14 protein-coding genes and 4 pseudogenes are annotated in these 20,198 nt (G+C 41.9%); 6 read left to right on the top strand and 12 right to left on the bottom strand.

The window, feature by feature from the left end; translation table 11 throughout:
• Positions 1 to 193, top strand: a 193-nt coding sequence (gene tnpA, locus FTT73_RS14110; protein ID WP_180191592.1) for an IS200/IS605 family transposase, incomplete at its 5' end; no start/stop codon positions are given.
• A 51-nt stretch (positions 194 to 244) separates the two neighbouring features.
• On the opposite strand, the gene FTT73_RS14105 is transcribed toward tnpA, so the two are convergent.
• The 10 genes and pseudogenes from FTT73_RS14105 to FTT73_RS14065 all read right to left on the bottom strand — a co-directional run bounded on the left by FTT73_RS14105 (position 245) and on the right by FTT73_RS14065 (position 11,656).
• On the bottom strand, positions 245 to 442 hold the full coding sequence (locus FTT73_RS14105) for a hypothetical protein (RefSeq protein WP_257223556.1): 198 nt from the start codon (positions 440 to 442) through the stop codon (positions 245 to 247).
• 286 nt (positions 443 to 728) lie between these two features.
• Entirely contained in the window at positions 729 to 1,163 is a 435-nt protein-coding gene (arsC, locus tag FTT73_RS14100) for an arsenate reductase (glutaredoxin) (RefSeq protein ID WP_005093706.1), read from the bottom strand.
• 179 nt (positions 1,164 to 1,342) lie between these two features.
• Positions 1,343 to 4,219 carry a type I restriction endonuclease subunit R gene (locus FTT73_RS14095; RefSeq protein WP_180075598.1) on the bottom strand — a complete coding sequence of 959 codons (2,877 nt, stop codon included), beginning with the start codon at positions 4,217 to 4,219 and terminating at the stop codon, positions 1,343 to 1,345.
• A gap of 28 nt (positions 4,220 to 4,247) precedes the next feature.
• Positions 4,248 to 5,159, bottom strand: coding sequence for a DUF5655 domain-containing protein (locus FTT73_RS14090; protein ID WP_180075597.1), 912 nt, complete (start codon positions 5,157 to 5,159; stop codon positions 4,248 to 4,250).
• A gap of 10 nt (positions 5,160 to 5,169) precedes the next feature.
• Positions 5,170 to 5,799, bottom strand: a pseudogene (locus FTT73_RS16615) (restriction endonuclease subunit S); the annotation flags it as partial.
• A gap of 102 nt (positions 5,800 to 5,901) precedes the next feature.
• Positions 5,902 to 6,399: pseudogene (locus FTT73_RS16610) on the bottom strand (restriction endonuclease subunit S); the annotation flags it as partial.
• Entirely contained in the window at positions 6,399 to 7,967 is a 1,569-nt protein-coding gene (locus FTT73_RS14080) for a type I restriction-modification system subunit M (protein ID WP_180075595.1), read from the bottom strand. The pseudogene FTT73_RS16610 and the gene FTT73_RS14080, both read right to left, overlap by 1 nt.
• Before the next feature lie 289 nt (positions 7,968 to 8,256).
• Positions 8,257 to 9,843, bottom strand: a complete 1,587-nt coding sequence (locus FTT73_RS14075; protein WP_180075594.1) for a sensor domain-containing diguanylate cyclase — start codon at positions 9,841 to 9,843, stop codon at positions 8,257 to 8,259.
• A 109-nt stretch (positions 9,844 to 9,952) separates the two neighbouring features.
• Entirely contained in the window at positions 9,953 to 10,852 is a 900-nt protein-coding gene (locus FTT73_RS14070) for a ParB/RepB/Spo0J family partition protein (protein ID WP_005093722.1), read from the bottom strand.
• An 18-nt stretch (positions 10,853 to 10,870) separates the two neighbouring features.
• Entirely contained in the window at positions 10,871 to 11,656 is a 786-nt protein-coding gene (locus FTT73_RS14065; RefSeq protein ID WP_035337428.1) for a ParA family protein, read from the bottom strand.
• A 903-nt stretch (positions 11,657 to 12,559) separates the two neighbouring features.
• Here FTT73_RS14065 and FTT73_RS14060 point away from each other — a divergent pair.
• The 3 genes and pseudogenes from FTT73_RS14060 to bioD all read left to right on the top strand — a co-directional run.
• Complete coding sequence (locus tag FTT73_RS14060) at positions 12,560 to 13,729, top strand: replication initiation protein (RefSeq protein WP_005093725.1); 1,170 nt, start codon at positions 12,560 to 12,562, stop codon at positions 13,727 to 13,729.
• Between the two features lie 444 nt (positions 13,730 to 14,173).
• Positions 14,174 to 14,362 (top strand): annotated as a pseudogene (locus FTT73_RS16420) (hypothetical protein); the annotation flags it as partial.
• A 452-nt stretch (positions 14,363 to 14,814) separates the two neighbouring features.
• Positions 14,815 to 15,261, top strand: a pseudogene (bioD, locus tag FTT73_RS14055) (dethiobiotin synthase); the annotation flags it as partial.
• Here bioD and FTT73_RS14050 read toward each other — a convergent pair.
• Both FTT73_RS14050 and FTT73_RS14045 read right to left on the bottom strand, forming a co-directional pair.
• On the bottom strand, positions 15,239 to 16,621 hold the full coding sequence (locus tag FTT73_RS14050) for an ATP-binding protein (protein WP_074382694.1): 1,383 nt from the start codon (positions 16,619 to 16,621) through the stop codon (positions 15,239 to 15,241). The pseudogene bioD and the gene FTT73_RS14050 overlap by 23 nt on opposite strands.
• Positions 16,614 to 17,288, bottom strand: a complete 675-nt coding sequence (locus FTT73_RS14045; RefSeq protein ID WP_005093734.1) for a response regulator transcription factor — start codon at positions 17,286 to 17,288, stop codon at positions 16,614 to 16,616. The genes FTT73_RS14050 and FTT73_RS14045 overlap by 8 nt, the downstream gene beginning before the upstream one ends.
• A 108-nt stretch (positions 17,289 to 17,396) precedes the next feature.
• Between FTT73_RS14045 and dsbD the strand changes: the two genes are divergently transcribed.
• On the top strand, positions 17,397 to 19,334 hold the full coding sequence (gene dsbD / locus FTT73_RS14040; protein ID WP_074382695.1) for a protein-disulfide reductase DsbD: 1,938 nt from the start codon (positions 17,397 to 17,399) through the stop codon (positions 19,332 to 19,334).
• Entirely contained in the window at positions 19,331 to 20,179 is an 849-nt protein-coding gene (locus tag FTT73_RS14035) for a TlpA disulfide reductase family protein (protein WP_180075593.1), read from the top strand. Before dsbD ends, FTT73_RS14035 begins: the two co-directional genes overlap by 4 nt.
• Positions 20,180 to 20,198 lie beyond the last annotated feature (19 nt).

Raw genomic sequence — 20,198 nt, 5'->3', positions numbered from 1 at the left:
ACCAACTGTTCAGCTTAGTAAGTTGGTGAATAATTTAAAATCGGTAACAAGCAGAAGAATGCGGAATGAATTTTTAGATTTACGTGGTAGTTATGCAAAACCTGTTTTATGGTCACGATCTTATTTTGCAGGGTCGTGCGGTGGTGCGCCCTTAGATATTATTAAGAAATACATTCAAAACCAACAAGGTTAAAATCTGTGAAATTCACCTCCACCCTGACTGTCGGGTGGAGTCCTCTTTCACTTACAGATAGATCAGGACTGAGAGCAGAATAAAGATCTTAAAAACATCATAAATAAAGAAGTGAATACTGCCACCGAGCCGGGTCACCACCGATAAACCGAAGACATTTTCGACCAGCCAGCGCACGCCTTCCGAGAGCCAGGTCATTTTAAGCAGCACATCATTCAGCCAGGCAAAAATCGCGATTATGCTTTCCATTTAAAGCTCCTGGTTTTAGGGGGATGAGATCAGGTCGATGCACTCATCGGCAGATTTTTGAACCATTGACCTGCGCAACAGTTTCCAGTCGGTAGCCTGTGTAAGATTTGAAAAATGGTACTCTCTGTCAAAACCTGATACGGGGAAACTGCCTGCTGATGATCCAATTCCTTTATCCTTCAAGAACCTATTTCATTCAGTATGTAAATGATATGGATCATCGTCCATGTGTTTTTCAGATAAAAAAGCTCCAATCAAGTTGAAGCTTTTTCGTAGGGGGGACACTTTATTTTACCCGATTGCCCTGTTGATCCACGATGATTTCACCGTCTTCTTTGGCAAAGGCTTTTAATTGTGGCGAAGGCAGAATATCCAGTACCACTTCCGATGGGCGGCATAATCGGGTTCCAAGCTCGGTAACCACCAACGGGCGGTTGATCAGGATCGGATGTTGCAGCATGGCATCAAGCAGTTTCTCATCGCTCCAGCCGGCATCATCTAGATTCAGCTCGGTATAGGGATCGACATTTTTACGGAGCGCATCTCTTACCGATAAACCTGCATCAGAAATCAGTTGAATCAGCTCATCACGAGAAGGAGGCGTAACTAGATATTCGATCACTTCAGGCTCAATTCCCGCATTGCGAATTAAAGCCAGCGTATTGCGTGAGGTACCACAGGCTGGATTATGATAAATTTGGACTTTTGGCATTTGATCCATGAGCTTTACTCTTATCAATGAATCATAGCTTTATATATGAATATACGCATATTCGCAATATAAAATATATGTGTTTTTCAGATGTAACCTGATATGAGAAGTCCAAAATCATTTGAAGCAGTTTCAAAATGAATAGTCTCTTCTAGCTCTAGATTATTGGATCACTTCACGGGCTGCTGTTAAAACCCCACATAAAACTTTTCAATCAGCTTTCGGGTCTTGACCAGCAGATTACTCAACACATTTTCCCGTTCAAACAGCTTCACTTTAAAGTTCAGCAAGTCTTTCAATTCTTCCTTACGTGGTAAACGTTTGGTGAACTCGTAATGTTCCAGAACTTGCTTCATTGCTTCTGGTTTCAGGTTTTCTTCTGTACAGAGGTACTGATAGGCCTGTTCTTTTTCAGCATCCCAGAACTGAGCAAAGGCCGTTTGTACGCTCTGGCCATTGATCATCTTGGGCAGGTTTTCTTCAATAAACTTCTGGATCAGCGCCTGCTTGTCATACAGGGTGATTTCATTGCCAATCAGGTCATAGACCTGAGCTTCATACTTCTTACGTTTGTCTTCATCATCACTATTCACAGCCAGTTGTAGCAGGTTGATGATATAACCAACATTGATCCGGTCACTGTGCAGTAAGTCCAGCTGAAAATCGACATCGTCCAGTACCGATACTTTTTCTTTTTTAGTGGTCTTGCGTACATCACGACATAGATCGGCATACTTGGACGCAAAGTTGGCAAAATGCTGTTTATCCAGTGCAGTCTGGTCCTGATCATATTCAATAAAGGTTTGCAGCTGGGCGTTGTAACGCATCACTTCTCGAAAGGCTTTAATGAACGCCAGCTGCTGATCTTCAGTGATGAGTTCGTCGACACTTTGATAATCAGGGGTAATATTTAGTAGCTTCTGTACTGCCACTTCATAGTCCTGCTGAATTTCTTCATAACTTGGCACCAGTACCACTTTTTGCGCTTCTTTATTGGAAAATAATGCCAGTGCTTCATCAGTGGCGCGTTTCAGGTTACGGAAACAGATGATGTTGCCGAAAGGTTTTTTGTCGTTAAAGACGCGGTTGGTTCGCGAGAAGGCCTGAATCAGGCCATGGTATTTCAGGTTCTTGTCGACATACAGGGTATTTAAGGGCTTGGAATCAAAACCGGTCAGAAACATATTCACCACAAGCAGGATATCAATCTGTTTCTTTTTGACCCGATCGGCAATGTCGCGGTAATAGGCATAGAACTGGTCGCCAGAATTGTAGTTGGTCTTAAACTGCTGGTTGTACTTGGCGATATAACGGTCCAGCTTGTCGCGACTGGACGGATTGATCTGGCTGGGAATATCGGCTGCTTCTTCATGGATCAGCCCGTTTTGCTCATCTACTGGGACTGCTTCATTGGCGGCATAGGAGAAAATCGTCGCAATCGTCAGCGGTTTGAACAGTCGGCCCTGCTCTTCATCCTGTTGCTGTTTCTCGGCCTGAACCTTTTCAAACAGTTCATAGTACTGGGTCAACATATCGACCGAACTGACACAGAACATCGCCGTGAATTCACGATTACGGGTTTTGGTATCATGCGTCTCGACAATATAGCGGGCAATCATTTCCAGGCGCTGTGGATTGTCGTAGAGTTCCCGGGTATCAATGCCTTCGACCTCATCATCATAGTCGAGGTTGTGCTGCATACCCTTAGCCGTATATTTACCCCGGTAATCAATCTGGAATTGCAGTACGTTACGATCACGGATGGCATCCACGATCACATATTGGTGCAGGCATTCATTAAACAGGTAATCTGTTGTCAGTTTTAAACCTGCTTTGCTTTGGCTATTCTTTTCAAAAATAGGCGTACCGGTAAAACCAAACATTTGTGCATTGCTGAAGAATTTTTTGATGTTCTGATGGGTCTCACCAAATTGACTGCGATGACATTCATCAAAGATAAACACCACTTTCTGGTCTTTGAGATAATCAATGTATTCCAGATAGCGATCCGTGCTGATGGCCCGGTTTAGCTTCTGGATGGTGGTGACAATCAGTTTGTCATGGCGTTGATCCAGCTGCTTGACCAGAGTATGCGTGCTATCGGTGCTGTCGACACTTTCGGCTTTAAAGGCATTAAATTCGCGTGAGGTTTGCGTGTCCAGATCATTACGATCCACTACAAACAGGACTTTTTCCACATCCGGCATTTGCATGATGATCTGGCTGGCTTTAAACGAGGTCAGGGTTTTGCCTGAACCGGTGGTATGCCAGATATAGCCGTTCTGATCGGAGTTTTGCACATGCTGCACGATTTTCTGCACTGCATAAATCTGATAGGGACGTAGCACCATCAGGCTTTTCGTGGTTTCTAGCAGCACCATGTATTGGGTCAGCATTTGGGTCAGATGCTGCTGATTGAGAAAAGCTTCGGCAAAGTCGACAATTTCATTGATGTGTTTGTTATTGACATCGGCCCATGGAAAGGCAAACTCGATGCCTGTGGTGCCGTTAGAATAATAACGGGTATTGGCGCCATTACTGATGACAAAAAGCTGGATAAAACCAAACAGACCTTGTCCAGCCCAATACGCTTCACGGATATAACGTTGGGTTTGGTTAAAGGCTTCGGCAATTTCCATGCCACGCTTTTTCAGCTCGATCTGAACCAGTGGCAGACCATTGACCAACAGAGTCACATCAAAACGGCTGGTTCTGCCATTATAGTCGCGGTGATCAATGGTGATTTGATTGGTCACCTGATAGATGTTTTTGCTGGGGTCATCTGACAGGAAAAAGATGTGCTTACTTGAACCGTCATCAAATTTGACCGGGAACAGATCACGCAAATTCTTGGCCCGTTCAAATACCGTTCCGGTATTCAAAAAGCTGATGACCTGTTTCCATTCAGTTTCAGACAATGGTGCAAGTCCATTAGCGCGTTCAATTTGAGTTTTCAGGTTAGACAGTAGCTGGCGTTCGTCCTTGAGCGTGACTGAGGCATAACCTAATTGTTGCAGTTGGCCGATCAGTTCATTTTCAAGTTGATATTCGCTTTGTACTGTCATTTCCTTCCCCTCTAAAATCTTAAATTATTCACTTCAATGTTTGTTTAATTAAACTCAAGATATATTCTAAATTTTCTGTATCTGAGACGATCACCTCACAATCACCATTTCCCCAATGTCCAATATTGGTCACATCTTTCGCGAGCTGTTTCGGGTCATCCAGTTGATTAAAAGGCATATTCAGCCAGATGCGAATTTGCTTTGTCCCAATACTCATATAGACATAGTTACGCTTACCCTTACGGAAGGCGATATACATTTTCTTGGGATGAATATCTAAATCGGTGGTTAAGCCCAGAATTGAGTCCCTGAATTGCTCATATAGCTCTTTGATGTCATCGGACTTCTCCGCCAAGTGATAGGCTTCATCATATTGCTGGATTTCTTTGGCAATCTTTTGAATATCTTCAGACTCAACCTTTTGCACTTGCTTGATTGAAGGCGCTGATTTGGCTTTCTGCAATGGATTGACTGAAACAATTCCGCCTTGATAACGTTTGATTTCCCACAGCTCAATGCCTAAATCTTTAAAGTTGGTAGACTGCTTTTGAAAGTCGGTAAAGCTCGGTGAAACAAAGATGATTCGGCTCTGTGACCAATCCACATCCTGACGTTTAAGCTGTTTACTCTGGTTCTCGTTGTACTCAACGATGAAATCTGCCTTGTAGTCGAGCATCAGATTCAGGTAGGAAACACCTTGATCAATCACGCTATAATTGCGTTCACGCTTGTATTCGATAATTACAAACGCCTGACTTTCGGGATCGAAAGCCAGTGTATCTATACGATTATTCTTGATCGTGAACTCGGACTTGATGAATTCCAGACCTGTAAAACTGTAAAGATTGCTTTCAAACAGGCTTTGAATTTCTCTTTCCAAACGAAAAGGATCTTCGGTGAGTTCTAGTAATGTCTGTGCTTGGGTTTGATAAAGTTGCATTCGGTTCCCCCTACACAAACATCTGTTGCAACAAGCCTTTTTTCCAAGTTTTGGCCTGTTCAATTTGCTGGGCAACCACTTCAATTTTTTGGTCAATGGCAGATAGTAAATTAGCGATTTTGGTTTGTTCTTCTAGGCATGGAACTTTAATAGATAAGGCTGACAAAGATTCTTGATTAATATTTGTATTCGCACTCGTTGTGCTCTTTGCTAAAAGTCTTAGCCTAAATTCATTATTCATAAAACAATATTTTTTGAATCCTAAATCTAGCCCGTAACTATCTCTAAACCTTATTAGAAATCCACTATAAACAACTTTTTCTATATCATTAATCACTAGGGCTGTTTGTCCTACACCTTCAGCTTTTACTGAAGATCGTATAAACAATACATCTCCTTTCCTTAGATCATAGTTTTCTAAGTCTTTTGATGTTGCATCAACTAATCCTAAATTTTCAGTTTCAATAATCTGCTTTCCAAAGACATCCATTAAGTTCACAAAAGGGTAACCAAAACCAAAAGATTCTTTATCTTTGTTTAAGCCATTTTTGAAAGAGCCAATTTCAGATAAAAGCTTTTCCTCCCACTCCCCAAACTCACTCCCATCATCCGCTTTAAAACGAATCTGCTGACTAAACAGCTTTTGCATCATGCCTTGTTTGTATTGGCTCAGCAGCGCATGTTTTTGCGTGAGTTGGCTGATTTTTTCATCCATGGCAGAAAGAAAAGATGCGATTTTGGTTTGTTCTTCTGAGGATGGTTTATATAACTTAAGGTTTTGTAGGTCAGCAGTATCCAGTTTTCCAGCACCAATACCTGTAGCAGTTACCTTATTTTGAATAGTATTTTCTTTAGCATATAACCATTGGAACAAAAATAGTGGGGCAAGTTCCTGTTTCGGGCGAATGCATTTTACATCCTGATTAAAAGCGACATCGCCTAATGTAATTCCCATAGGAATTTTATTAAACAACATGCTTCCTCTCACCAAAATTAAAATTGAATCCTTTGGTGCTAATTTGGAACCTTTCTGTAGACCTAACTTAGTAATCTTTACATCAGATTCATAAAGCTGATTTGTGTGCATGGAAGCACCACTAATCAATGGAATATCATCACCCCAATATTCAGGAATATTTTTTGCTGGCGTACCACCTGAAGCCCATGAAGTTGAATCAACAAGTTTTGATTCTGCTAAATCCCCATCAAACTCTTTAAATCTTAACTTTGGCGCAGCCATTACTTCACCTCCGCAAAAGGTGAAGCAATCCCAAGCTCTTTGCAGAAATCTGCAATCACAGCATCGGTCTTTTGACTGCTTTGTTCCAAATCTTGCAGCTGCTGGGCAATTGCATCTAGGTCAATTTCTACTTCGGCTTCAAAGGTATCCACATAACGCGGAATATTCAGGTTGTAATCGTTGTCTTTGACTTCCTGTAAAGTTGCGACATGCGCGTATTTTTCAATATCCTGACGGTTTTCAACGGCTGCAATGATATTTTCCAGATGCTCAGGCAACAGCTTGTTTTGGTTCTTCTGCTTTTCAAAATCATTGCTGGCATCAATAAACAGAATATTGCCCGTATGCTCACGGTTTTTCTTCAACACGAAAATACAGGTCGGAATCGAGGTACCGTAGAAAATATTGGCCGGCAGACCAATAATCGTATCCACCACATTCAACTGTTCAATCAGGTACTGACGAATCACACCCTCACTGGAACCACGGAACAATACGCCATGTGGTAATACCACCGCCATGGTGCCGTGATCATCCAGTTGATACAGCATGTGCTGTACAAAAGCCATATCCGCTTTGGAGCTTGGTGCCAGTTTGCCATAAGCGGCAAAGCGTTCATCCTGTAGAAATAACGGATCGGCTGACCAGTTGGCTGAAAATGGCGGATTGGCCACAACCGCATCAAACTTTTTATCCAGATGCTGCGGACGGGTTAAAGTGTTTTCCTGTTTGATGTCGAACTTGGCAAAATGCACGTCATGCAGAATCATGTTCATCCGCGCCAAGTTGTAAGTAGTACGGTTCATCTCCTGACCGTAAATCATATCGACATCTTTAACTTCACGTTTTACACGTAGTAACAACGAACCCGAACCGCAAGTCGGGTCATAGACTGAACGTAAACGTTCTTTGCCTTGGGTGACAATCTTCGCCAGTAAGGTCGATACGGTTTGCGGTGTATAGAATTCCCCCGCTTTTTTGCCCGCACCTGATGCAAACTCACCAATCAGGTATTCGTAAGCATCACCCAGTACATCGGCTTCGGTATTACTAATATCAAAATCAATATCATCCAGATGACTGAGGACTTTCGCCACCAGTGCATTACGGTCGCTGGCATTGTTGCCGAGCTTGGTCGAATTCAGATCCAGATCTTCAAACAGATTGGCAAAGTCATCGGCAGAATCGGTACCTAAGGTACTTTGCTCAATCGATTTTAAGGTTGCAGTTAAATCATCCAGAATGAATTCGCCCTGACGGCCACGCTCAGCTAAGGTATGGAATAGTTGTTTTGGCGTGAGTGCATAACCGACTTCTGCAATGGCATTCTTTTTGATTTCTTCGATATAAGGCACATGCTCAGGATTGTTTTCATCCAGCTCTAAAAAGCTGATATCTTCGCCATCCAGCAATTCATTAGCAAAATTAACCGACTTTTCCGACAAATACTTAAAGAAAATAAAACCCAGAATGTAATCACGGAATTCATCTGCCCCCATGGTGCCACGTAACGTATTGGCAATATTCCAGAGTTGTTTTTGTAGCTGTTGCAGTTGCACCTGGGTCATTGTTATAGAATTCCAAATAAGTAAATCATTAATAAAATGATTTTACCTAAAATTCTAAAACATGCAGCAGTAAAAAGGTGGAAAAGGACATGAATTGTCGTGCTTAATTCACTTTATTTATCCATTAAAGCTCCCCAGACAGACCCATATACCAAATTTTACCAGTGCATGCTCGGGCACAGACTGAAGCTGATCTCGATTAAAGCTCATGTAACTCCGCAAGGTCGCTGTGCTGAATATGCTTGAGCAGAAAAAGATTTAAAAAAATCAGCCTGTTTGTGCCGACATTTTACTTGGCTAATTTTTGCGTCATACGAACACAGTTCCGCCCATTATTTTTCGCTTCATACAGCTTATTGTCTGCCATTTTAAAAACCTGTTTGACGCTTACTGAATCACTCGGACAGAATGCGATACCCACGGAAATGGTGATTTCTTCAACTCCTTCAATTTGACTTGCTTGCATACTCGTTCTGAGACGTTCGGCAGCATTGAAAGCAACCCGAATATCGGAGGTCATCATCAGTACGATAAACTCTTCCCCACCAGTGCGACAGCAGAGATCATGGCTTCTGAAATTTTTCTGCATTAAAAAAGCCAATCGCTTTAAAACCTCATCTCCGCGGTCATGTCCATAGCTATCGTTGATCTTTTTAAAGAAATCAATATCGATAGCGAGTACCGCAAAATGAGTACCCGTACTGATTAATTCATCCAGAAGATATTGCATGCCACGACGGTTATAAAGGCCAGTCAAGGGGTCAATATTGATATGTTGGCGTAATTCTGAGATCTTGTTATTAAATGTTTTGGAGCTCAAAAGTAGCGAGGCCCTAAACTTGAATACCTCAAAATACCAGGGATCAACCTGACTGATTTTATCCTGAATATCATTTCGATTTAACATACTGGCCATTTTCGCCAAACGATTCAGCGGCGAAGAAATAAATAGCGACATCCGCCAGACGATAAAGAAAATAAACAGATAAAAGATAAATATGCCAATAGAAACTTTTAAAATTAATTCATTGGCCTGTTTAAGAAGTTCATCCGTAGGTTGCTGTGAAACCACAATCCAGTTCACACTGGGAACATGTGCAAAACCGGCCAGGTTATCAATCCCCAAGCTATTCGTTAGACGGACGGATCCTTTCTTGTTTTCATTGATATAGTCAAGACCAGTATTATTTACAATTTTTTCGCCAATCCGACTCGAATCTGGATGGAAGATAATACGGTTCTGCTGATCAATCACATACATATAACTTTTTTTGAAATCAAATTGATTGAACAGCATTTCACTGATTAAATTATTCTTCTGCAGATAAATCGTACCGCTGATAAAGCCCTTATAATTTTGATTCACATCGTAAATAGGCTGTGATATCAACACAACCAGATTTTTTTTGCTTGACCAATAGGGTGCCGAAATATACGCCTTTTTGCTTTTAAGTGATCCAACAATACCCGCTGTATTATAGGGCGTGTGGAATTTTAGGTCTAATGATACTGGTGCATAAGCAAGTATCTGATTTTGCTGGCCCACCATAAAAACACTGTTAAAGTTATTCGACTGGTTTTTGAGCCGTTTGACTTCAGCCTGTCGCAGTGGCGTATTGTAAAAGTTTTGCCCTAATTGCTGAGCACTATACTGCAACTCCTGCAACATATTACTGACATCACGATTCACCCCCATCGCAATCTTGGCTGCGTATTTTTCATTTATAGAGAGTGAATTCTGAATTAGTTGCTGTTTAACCACATAATTCAGAATAAACAGGCTAATCACAAATAAAAAGGAAACGCTGAGGATCGTTGAAATCAGAATCAGCTTGCGTAAATTCAGATTCAAAGATAAAAGTATTTTATATAACAACTGAGCCCCCAGGTACCTTAGGTTGTATTACTCTATTTAATGTAACTTGAAATCCTCTCCGACCTAAATTGAAAAAAGCGCTGTAGCAAGTTGCTACAGCGCTTTAATTTTATTTTTTCAGCATTTTTTTCAGCAAATTTTCCAGCTCTTGTAAATTTTGCTCATCAAATTCACTCATTTTTAATGACACTTTTAAAATGTTGTGATCAAACTTGATATTCCCTGCGACTTTTCCATCATATTCAATTTTATGCACGATTGACGTTTTAATTGGCTCTTTGTTTTCTTTCGACTTTAAAATTTTTTCTGCCAATAAGGCCAGTTTTGTTTGCTCAACTTCTTTTTTCAGCAATTTCGCCCAAGCTTCTAACAGTGCTTTTTTAGCATTACTGTAATTCTCTTCGTAATCTGAAAGAAACTTTTTCACAGCTGTGGCGGCAGTGCGTGCCAACAATGTCGGTTGTTGTTCTAAATCGGCAATCAGTTCTTTCGGTAATTTTTCGAAAGATAGATATTTATACATATCCTCTCGATTCATGCCTAAGGATTTTGCCAACTTTTGCTTGTTCTTTTTTAATTTCTCATCCAGAGAACTCAGACCGACATAAATTTCATAATCTGTTAAGTCTTCCCGTTTTAAATTCTCTGCCAAGGTTAACAGTGCGACTTCTTCATCTGATGCATCGATGACAATCACTTCAATGGTGTTTTTATTGAGAATTTGATGCGCTTTCAAGCGTCGTTCACCTGCAATTAACTCATATTTGTCCTGTACTCGCCGAACTGCAATCGGCTGCAATAATCCAATCTCCTCAATCGAGGCTGCTAAATCTTCAATATCTTGCTGATTGAATATTTTTCGTGGCTGATTGGGACTAGGTTGAATGTCTGTAATTTGGACATTACGACGTAATTCTTTCACATCGTTGACATGCTCTTGCTGAGCTTGTTGATGCTTTTGAGTATTTTGCTGAAGACGTTGTGCCAACAATTCTTTTGTACTTACCATAGGATTCTCAGAGTGCCTTTATTCAACACGATTGATGATTTCTTTCGCTAAATCTTGGAACGCTTTACGAACTTTAGAATTTTTATCTACGCGCAACAATGGCTGTTGTAAAATTGCTGCTTGATTGACTTTCGTACTCATTGGAATGGTCGTTTTTAACAATTCGCCGACCTGGCTTAAAGCTTCATCTCGTATCAGTTTACAGACGTTTTGACGTTCATCATGTTTAATCAGCAAAGCACCTAACAGTTTCAATTCGGGATTGACCCGTCTTATTTTACTTAAATGGTTAATTAAGTCAGTGACACCATATAGGCCATATTGTGAACCGGATTCAATCGGCACCATAACATGGGTAGATGCAGCCAAGGCATTACTGGTCAGAAGTTTTAGGCTTGGAGGACAGTCAATCAGGATGAAATCATATAATCCGTTTAATAATTCCAACTTGTTAGAGAGCTCTTCAGAGGGTCTTGGGGCATCATCTTTAAGTTGGTCTTCTGTTTTACCTAAAGTAAGTGAACCATAAATTAAAGAAACATTTTTAAAATTGGTTTCTTCTTGTAAGGCATCAGACAATAGGTTCAAATCACCTACCAGTAATTCAGCAGAAGTGGTTTCAACCTCACTCGGATGTCTTAATCCGATATGTAAACTTGCATTGGCTTGTGGATCTAAATCAATCACCAATACTTTATGCCCCAAGTCTGCTAGCTCTGCAGCCAGATGAACAACCGTGGTGGTCTTCCCGCAACCACCTTTATGGTTTGCTACAGCAATAATTTTAGTCGATTTATTTGTCATATCAGACCCCATTCGAATGATCCTAATATAGTGGAACTTGTAGCAACTTGCTACACTTTATTTGAATGATATTAAAGTACGAATCAATATCGGCTAACAAAGAAAACAAATTAAAGTTTTATATAAAATATAGCTAGCTAATTATAATTAGTATTAATTAATATAATTAAGTAATTATAATTAGGGCAATTTTTCCCTTTTTAAAACAATACCTTACGTCTTTAAAGGTGGAGGGTTTGTCACCGAAAAGTGGAAGGTTTGTCACTGAAAGGTGGAAGACTTGTCACTGAAAGGTGGAAGACTTGTCACTGAAAGGTGGAAGAGCTGTCACTGAAAGGTGGAAGACTTGTCACTATGGTGGAAGACTTGTCACTGGTTTAAAAAAAAACATGAAATTAAGTTATAAAAATATTTAAATTCAAAACTTTAATCTGTTGATAAGTATCATGATCTGACTTTAAAGGTGGAAGACTTGTCACGCTTATTTTTATACTTGTGGATAAGTTATGTTTTCCCTTTAAAAATTGCAAAAAAAAGTCCGATTTAGTACTTGATTCTCTCTAAAGGTGGAAGCTTTGTCACTGAAAAGTGCTAAACCAAATGATTTTTTCACTTATAACGGTATTTTTGGCCACAAAAAAATGCAAAGAAAACGATTTAAGCTCTTCTCAGTTGATAAAAGTGGAAAGCTTGTCACTAATAAGTGGAAATTTTTTCAAAGTTTCCACCTTTGGGTTAAGGATTAGGCTAAATCTAAAAAAATGATGACATGCTTTCCACTCTTGATCTTTAGCACATCCTTTTAAAGGGATAAGCACTTAAAGTGAATCTGTAAGGTGAAGATGTTGAATGTTATTCCACTTTTATGTATAAATAGGGGGAATAACTTTTAATTTTTCACTTATGAGCGATTTTAACGAAAAACAAGAAATAGAATATTTACCTTATTGTATCGGCAATATTCGACAGAATGGAGTGGTGAGTACCAGTAACCGCTTAATTCGCCCTATTGAATTGTCTTCTAATGAATATAAGGCACTGCTTTATGCAATGGCGGTTGCAAACTATGGTGAAAAAAATAACCAAGATCGTGAAATTACCGAGAAAACCTATATCTATCTGCATAAAGAAGATTTGGGGGAATTGTTAGGACTCAATAAGAAGAATTCCATTAATGTGGCTATTGACCGGATTTATAGGGAACTTTCATCTCGGGTTGCTCATTTTGTAATTGAAGAGCCTGTAGATGACGTCAAGCGTAAAGTAAAAAAAGTCCATTCTGTGGTACCGATTATCCGGGAACTGCGCTGGGAAGATGATGCCAAAAATGCCTTGCAGATTCGCTTTACCAGTGAAGTGCTGCCTTACTTCACCCGTCTGGCCAGTGGGAATTTTACCACTTACCAGTTGAAAGATTTATTTGCTTTAGACTCTGTCACAAGTATGAGTCTATATTCTTATATTGTTAAAAATGAATTTAAGTATGCGAATCTCGACACCTATGAAGTTGAACTCACCTTAGAGAATTTAAAAGCGTTGATTGACATCGGTGAAAAAAAATATGACCGTTGGGTAGATTTTAGGCGTTATATTCTGGATAAAATTGTTGAAGAAATTAATACTAAAACCAGTTTGCAGCTAGAATATGACACTATTAAGAAAGGCCGTCCTATTGTGGGTGTGCGGTTTAAAATTATGAGTGGAGATACTGAAGCGGCTCTCCCGCAATTTAACGAAAAGACTCAAATCTATTTGGATGTAGATTTTGATGATAATGCCATCGTGAAAGAGTTGGGGGCAAAGTTTGATATGACCGTACGTTCCTGGTATATCTATGCCAATGATCCGAATTATACGCAGTTCAGCAAGTGGTTTAAGATCGAAGGCTGTTTAACCGATTCTCAGGCGAATGTTATTGTGAACGATATTATGTTTCAAATGGATTTTGCTGTGGCCGGTGCATCCATGAATGATTTCAAGAAAGAGATGAAATATAAGCTCAAAAATGATCCGACTTTTGTTCAGGAAAATCGCGAGCGTTTGAATGAGATTTTTGGTAAAGAAATTATTTAAAAAGTGTAGCAAATTGCTACAGCGCATTGAAAATATTCCGGGTGAATGATTTTTTTTTGCATGTCTGACATTTTTCGCAAATAACTAGAATATTTCTGGTACATCTTTTTAGTGAGATTAGCGGGCGCTCATTGGGAAAATGTCGCAGTTCGGACTTGCTACATCTTGTCTAAAATACAAGTGAAAATACCTAAATTCTGAATATCTAAAAAGTGTAGTAAGTTGCTACACTTTTTTCTTGGGGTCAAAAACTTACTATTATTCACGCCATAATCCCACGAAAAACTATGTCTTTTGCCACCTTCTTACGATGGCATGATTGAAAATTTTAGGCGAAATCACTGGATTAATGAGTTCGTGATTTGGACTGTCATAATCATGCCCAGGTGCAACAGCTACAAAAAGTCTGGAATATTGCCAATACCTTGACTGGCATCATAGAGGGAGAATTTGAAGCCAGAGACGATAAAAAATGTACTGGAATATTACGAGTTCTCCAAGCATTTGTTGCGTAAGGAAGAACTTAAAGACTCGCCAAATTATAAGGTGAAGCTATTTGAACGGGATAATGTGTTTAAACATCTGCTGATTAGAACACAGCAGTTGATTGAAAAGTTTTATGTGGAGTTTTAAAAACAGCCCGTGATGTGATCCGGGACAGGATGGGATCATGTTACAGCAGTGAATGATTATCTGGAGGCATCTCAGTTCATGGATTTAACTGAAGGTATCAGCGCTTATGTCAGTTGAAAGACTCCTTCGATTTACAGGAATTTTGCCAGCCATATAGTGTCTAAAAGCAATCGATTGACTTATGCCAACGGAAAAAGAAAGTAAATAGTAACAGCTCAAAGAGGCATGATGCCTCCTTATTTATTTTGTATGCTAAATAGCCTAAGTATGACAGGCCATTACTCAAATAGAAGAAAAGATTTTAGCAGTGATTCAGTGCAATGACCGGGATTTATCATATAGAACGGAGCAAAAAGGGACTTGTGAAAGCGTACCAGTAATCACTTCTATTTTTTTGAGCTTATTTAACAACATCCTCAATTATTTTTTAAATTAAGTTGCACTCAGGTGGCAAGCTGACCATGCCAGAAATCTTTAGCTATCCGGCCTCACCGCATCTGGCATCTGAACTGGATCGGCGTTCAATCGATTTCGAAAAAATTCAGCAGGCAGCCACTATACTGGCCGAGCGTTATGACCGGGTTCTGCTTGAAGGAGCGGGTGGATTAATGGTGCCGCTGACCCGGGACATGCTGACGATCAATTATATTGCAGCGCATCACTACCCTGTCATTCTGGTGACTTCAGGCCGTCTGGGCAGTATTAATCATACTCTACTGAGTCTGGAGCTACTCAAACAACGTGAAGTCACGCTTTATGCTGTGGCATTTAACCATGCTGATGACCACCAGGATCAAACGATTGCGATGGATACCATTCAATATTTAAAGGAGTATCTGACCCGGTATTTTCCAACAGCCGTATGGCTGGATATCCCTAAGCTTGCATGTCACGCTTAGACACGCCGTACTTTATTTCAATGCTGAGCCCACCATAGGGTCGACGGGCATTGAAAGAGAGCTGATAGCCATATTGTTTTAACAGGTTAGCAGTTAATGCCAGTCCTAAACCATGGCCATGCTGCTGAGCAGATTTGCGCCAGAAGCGTTGTCCTAAATGTTGAATATCTTCTGCTGTAAGTTGCTGGCCATTATCTTCAATCACCAGGCAACCAGACTGCATGGAAATCCAAATCTGTTCAGCCTGTGCATGCAGCAGTGCATTCTCAAGCAGATTTTTCAGTACGGTATACAGCACAAATTCAGGTAGCTGAATTTCGCCTAGACTTTCCCATTTCACCTGTATTTTTTTGTTCATTTCTGGATAGCGTGTACCTAAGTCTGCAAGAACTTTCTCAAGTGTGGGGCGAAGCCAGATGGCCTCAGTCATTTCCTGGAGACTGTTTTCTGATTGGGTCAGCAATAAAAGCTGCTCGAGTAATAGTGTATAACGCCGGATACTCTCATTGGCCTGCTGCAAATTGTGCTGAATGGATTCAGGCAGGTTCTGCTGCTGACCGATCAGCTGTGCCAGTTGTACATGGGTTTTAATTGCGGTCAGGGGACTGCGTAATTCATGTGCAGCATAGGCACTAAAGGCTTTCTCCTGTTGCAGACTGTCATTGAGTTTCTGAATCAACTGCGTGGAATTGTTGACAAAAGGCTGTACTTCTTGGGGAATGCTTGCAGGCTTGAGCTGCATTAAAAAATCTGCCGCCTCTGAATAGCTAAGGTTTTTCTGGTTCAGGTATTGACTGAGCTGATCCAAAGACCGGAACTGTCTGCGGATAATAAAGATGATCAGGGCAATACAGATTAGCAGTGAGAAGACCAAGGGAACCAGTACGGACTGTAGAATCTGCTGTAGTAAGGTATCCCTCAAGAACATACGTTCTGCCGCCACCACCTGAATATCACCACGACGCAGGACATAACTGCGCCATTCCGTATCACCCTGCTGCCAGGTGCTGAATCCTTCTGGTCGCTGGCTTAAATTTTGGGGGGCACCGCGTGTTTTGGCAATGACCTGATTATCTAACGAGATGTCAGAGCTAAAAAGAGAGACTTCACAGGCAATTAACTGGTTTGCATCATCATTCTTGGCTAATTTGGATAAGGTTGCATCCCCCAGACTATCCAGCGGTAGCTGCTGAATCAGCCGGGCAACCATTTGCGCAGATGCCGATAGGCGTTGATCCAGCGTGTCTTGTAAACGTTGTTTCAGGTCAATATACAGCCATGAAAATACCGCACTCCACAGCACAATAAACACGGCCAAAAGACTCATGGCCAAACGCCATTTCAAGCTGTGCTTAAACATGACGATGCTCAAACGGTTTGAAAATATAGCCCACACCACGAACGGTCTGAATCAAGTCTGGATGTAGTTTTTGTCTCAGGTGATAAATGTGTACATTCAGGGCATTGCTCTCGATAGCGTCCTGAAAACCATAGAGCTTGTCAATAAGCTGTTCATTTTTCAGGATCTGGTTGGGGTGGCTCATCAGGGTTTCCAGCAGGCTGAATTCACGGCGAGATAAACTCACGGCCTGGTCTTGGTAGGTCACAGTCTGGGTATCCCGATTCAGAACCAGGTCATCAAATTGCAGTGTATTCGAGGCAAAGCCGCGGTGGCGACGGGTGAGGGCATGAATCCGGGCAATCAGTTCCTCCAGCTCAAAGGGTTTGGTCAGGTAGTCATCGGCACCGGCATTCAGGGCCTGAACACACTGATCGGTCCGCAGCCGTGCCGTCAATACCAGTACCGGGAGATCAATCTGGTCGCGTCGCCAGCTGTGCAGCAAGTCCAGGCCATCCTGATCCGGCAGGCCTAAATCCAGTAAACACAAATCGACAGCACTATGCCGGATAAAATAATCTGCAGCACGTGCGTGACTGACATGCTCCACTGAAATATTCAGATAGTTCAGAGCAGCACAAATGCTCTGTGCGATATAGGGATCATCCTCAACCAATACAATAAACATAGAACATCCTGATCAAACTGCCATTATTTTATAAATGATTTGGGCTGTTAATGTTGTCTTAATTTTAGTTTTTCAATAATGCAGTCCTAACAGGAGGAGATCAGCTGGATGTTGAAGTGGATATTGGGTGCCGTGATCGGCGGTGGAATCATGACGGGAACTGCACATGCAGACTTTTTACCACCGGATCAGGCTTTTCAGTTTCAGGTGGTTTCTACAAGTCAGGATCAGGCAGAGCTTAGCTGGAAAATCGCAGAGGGTTATTATCTGTATCATGACCAGCTTAAAGTGTCTCATCAGCAGACCCCAGTCAAGTTGGCATTGCCCAAACCTGAAGACAAAGATGATCCCAATTTCGGTTTGACTCAGGTGCATTATGGGCAAGTCAAAACCAATATGAATGTCCAGCCCAACCAGCAGTTTGCGGTGCAGTGGCAGGGCTGTGCAGAAAGCGGTTTATGTTATCCGGTGCAACGCACCACAGTAAAAACTGATGCAGATGGTTTATTTCCAGCGCAAAACTTGAGCAAGCCTCAAAAGCTGCTGGCCAGCACTACACAGCCAGAAGCAAACGAAAAGATTTTGACTACTCAGAAAGATGAGCTCCAAGCTATAGGGCAAACTCAAAGTACAGATCAAGCACTGGCTGAAGAAAAGGTGGAGAAAGTGCAAGTCGCTGCAGTTTCCGACCCTGTCGTGCAGCCTGAGGTGGAATTAACAGAGAAAAACGACCAGCTTATTACAGACCCTAAAAATCAAACTTCATCAGCAGGCATGAATGACCAGTGGAACAATGACCAGTATTTTTTAAGTTTGCTGTCGAAACAAGGTCTGTTGATTAATGCTCTGATTTTTCTCGGGCTTGGCATTCTGCTGGCATTTTTACCGTGTTCTTTACCTTTAATTCCAATTTTAACGGGAATTCTGGTTCAGCAGCACCGGGGCTACCGTGCTGCACTGATTGCGCTGGTCTTTGTTTTGGGTATGGCACTGGTCTATGCGGTCATAGGACTTGCTGTGGCACAGCTCGGTTACAGTTTTCAGCGCTGGTTTCAAAGTCCGATATTCATCAGTATTTTCAGCATTCTGTTTGTTTTGTTCGCGCTTAATCTGTTCGGAGTATTTCAGCTGTCCTTACCTCAAGGCATGTTACAGCGGCTGGATCAATGGCAGCAAAAGCAGAAGGGTGGCACGCTGATTGGTGCTGGTCTCATGGGCATGATCGCGGCACTGATTGTCGGGCCATGTATGAGTGCACCGTTGGCCGGTGCCTTAATCTATGTGTCTCAGCTTAATCAACCGATTTTGGGTGCCAGCTATCTGTTTGTCTTAGGCCTTGGGCTGGGCTTGCCACTATTTATCGCAGCTGTATTTGGGTCCCATCTTTTACCCAAACCTGGCATCTGGATGGATCGCCTGAAGTTTAGTTTTGGCTTTGTCATGCTGGCCCTGGCCTTGTATTTTGCCCGCCCCCTATTGCCCGGCATTTTATACCTGAGCCTTTTGGGTGTAGTACTGATCACCTGTTCAGGCTACTTCTTGTTCAAGATGCTGCCCCATGTGCATCGGTCTGTATCGAAAATAGTCCTGATGCTGCTCAGTGGTTTACTGGTCTTTGCAGGAGGCATGCAGCTCTATCATGTCTGGAGTCAGGTACAGGTCGCCCATGTGGAATCACGGCTTGAATGGCAGAAGGTCAGTACAGCCGCAGAATTGCAACAGGTTTTAGCCAAACATCCTGCACAGCCAGTGGTAATTGATGTGTATGCGGACTGGTGTGTGGCCTGTCAACCGATTGAAAAGGAAGTGATTCCACGTAGTGATGTCCAGACGGCTTTACAAAATGTGGTTCGTATCAAATTAGACCTGACCCACTATCATCCAAGTCAGGATGAGCTGCTAAAAGAATGGCAAATCCTCGGTCCACCCACCTTTATATTTTTAAATGCAGCGCATCAGGAGCAGCGTGAGTTGCGCTTGACCGGAAGCTTTAGTGCGGCACATTTACTAGGCACATTGCAGCAACTACAAGGGGAGCAACTATGATGATTTCCAGTGATGCGCTGCATCTGGGACCTTTGATGTTGCCCTGGACACTCATGATTGTTGCCACTGGCTTGATGCTGTTATCTGCCATCCTGTTTGGATTAGCCAGAAAGTATTCATGGTCTAAACAGCTGCTTGGACAAAGTCAGGATTTGCTCTGGAGCAGTTTTCTGCTAGGGATGCTGGGTGCACGTCTTGTTTTCGTTCTACTCAATGCCGAGCTGTATTTTGTAGCCCCCATCGACATACTGAAAATCCAGGACAAAGGTTTTCATTTATGGGGCGGGGTGCTGATAGGTACTTTATGGTATGTCATTCGCAACAGACAGTTGCAGACCCGATTCAAAGCCATCTTGCTGATCATCTTTGTACTCTGGGTCGGGCTTGGGCTCGCGTTCAAATCCAGTCTAAAAACTGAAGCAGCGTTTCCTGATCTAGCCTTTGCTGGACTAGAACAGGAACGTCTGGGTACAGATAAGATTCCACTCAGCCAATTCATTGGCCAGCCCACGGTAATTAATTTGTGGGCGAGCTGGTGTCCGCCGTGTCATCGCGAAATGCCGGTATTGGCCAAAGCAGCCAAGCAGCATCCTCAAGTGAATTTTGTCATGCTGAATCAGGGTGAGGAGGTAGCCACCGTAAATGCCTATTTAAGAAAACATCAGTTTCAATTTAAACATGTCCTGCTGGACCCATATGGTGAACTGCCACAGCAGCTGAATAGTTTTGGCCTGCCAACGACGCTGTTTTTTAATGCTCAAGGCCAGCTGGTCGAGCGGCATATGGGGGAACTCAGTCCGGCCATGTTGCAGCAATATTTAAACAGAATTTCAGATCAACCTTAAAAAAACGGAAGGACTTAGT

Source organism: Acinetobacter sp. YH01006 (assembly GCF_013420445.1).
In the GTDB taxonomy this organism is placed as follows: Bacteria; Pseudomonadota; Gammaproteobacteria; order Pseudomonadales; family Moraxellaceae; genus Acinetobacter; species Acinetobacter pseudolwoffii.
This window is presented reverse-complemented; position numbering and strand designations above follow the sequence as displayed.

Bases quoted from the DNA above. Each gene is read 5' to 3' on its own strand.
- FTT73_RS14080 (WP_180075595.1), bottom strand. From the start codon at position 7,967: ATGACCCAGGTGCAACTGCAACAGCTACAAAAACAACTCTGGAATATT.
- FTT73_RS14035 (WP_180075593.1), top strand. From the start codon at position 19,331: ATGATGATTTCCAGTGATGCGCTGCATCTGGGACCTTTGATGTTGCCC.
- dsbD (WP_074382695.1), top strand. From the start codon at position 17,397: ATGTTGAAGTGGATATTGGGTGCCGTGATCGGCGGTGGAATCATGACG.
- FTT73_RS14050 (WP_074382694.1), bottom strand. From the start codon at position 16,621: ATGTTTAAGCACAGCTTGAAATGGCGTTTGGCCATGAGTCTTTTGGCC.
- FTT73_RS14065 (WP_035337428.1), bottom strand. From the start codon at position 11,656: ATGACAAATAAATCGACTAAAATTATTGCTGTAGCAAACCATAAAGGT.
- FTT73_RS14060 (WP_005093725.1), top strand. From the start codon at position 12,560: ATGAGCGATTTTAACGAAAAACAAGAAATAGAATATTTACCTTATTGT.
- FTT73_RS14045 (WP_005093734.1), bottom strand. From the start codon at position 17,288: ATGTTTATTGTATTGGTTGAGGATGATCCCTATATCGCACAGAGCATT.
- arsC (WP_005093706.1), bottom strand. From the start codon at position 1,163: ATGGATCAAATGCCAAAAGTCCAAATTTATCATAATCCAGCCTGTGGT.
- FTT73_RS14095 (WP_180075598.1), bottom strand. From the start codon at position 4,219: ATGACAGTACAAAGCGAATATCAACTTGAAAATGAACTGATCGGCCAA.
- FTT73_RS14090 (WP_180075597.1), bottom strand. From the start codon at position 5,159: ATGCAACTTTATCAAACCCAAGCACAGACATTACTAGAACTCACCGAA.
- FTT73_RS14105 (WP_257223556.1), bottom strand. From the start codon at position 442: ATGGAAAGCATAATCGCGATTTTTGCCTGGCTGAATGATGTGCTGCTT.
- FTT73_RS14070 (WP_005093722.1), bottom strand. From the start codon at position 10,852: ATGGTAAGTACAAAAGAATTGTTGGCACAACGTCTTCAGCAAAATACT.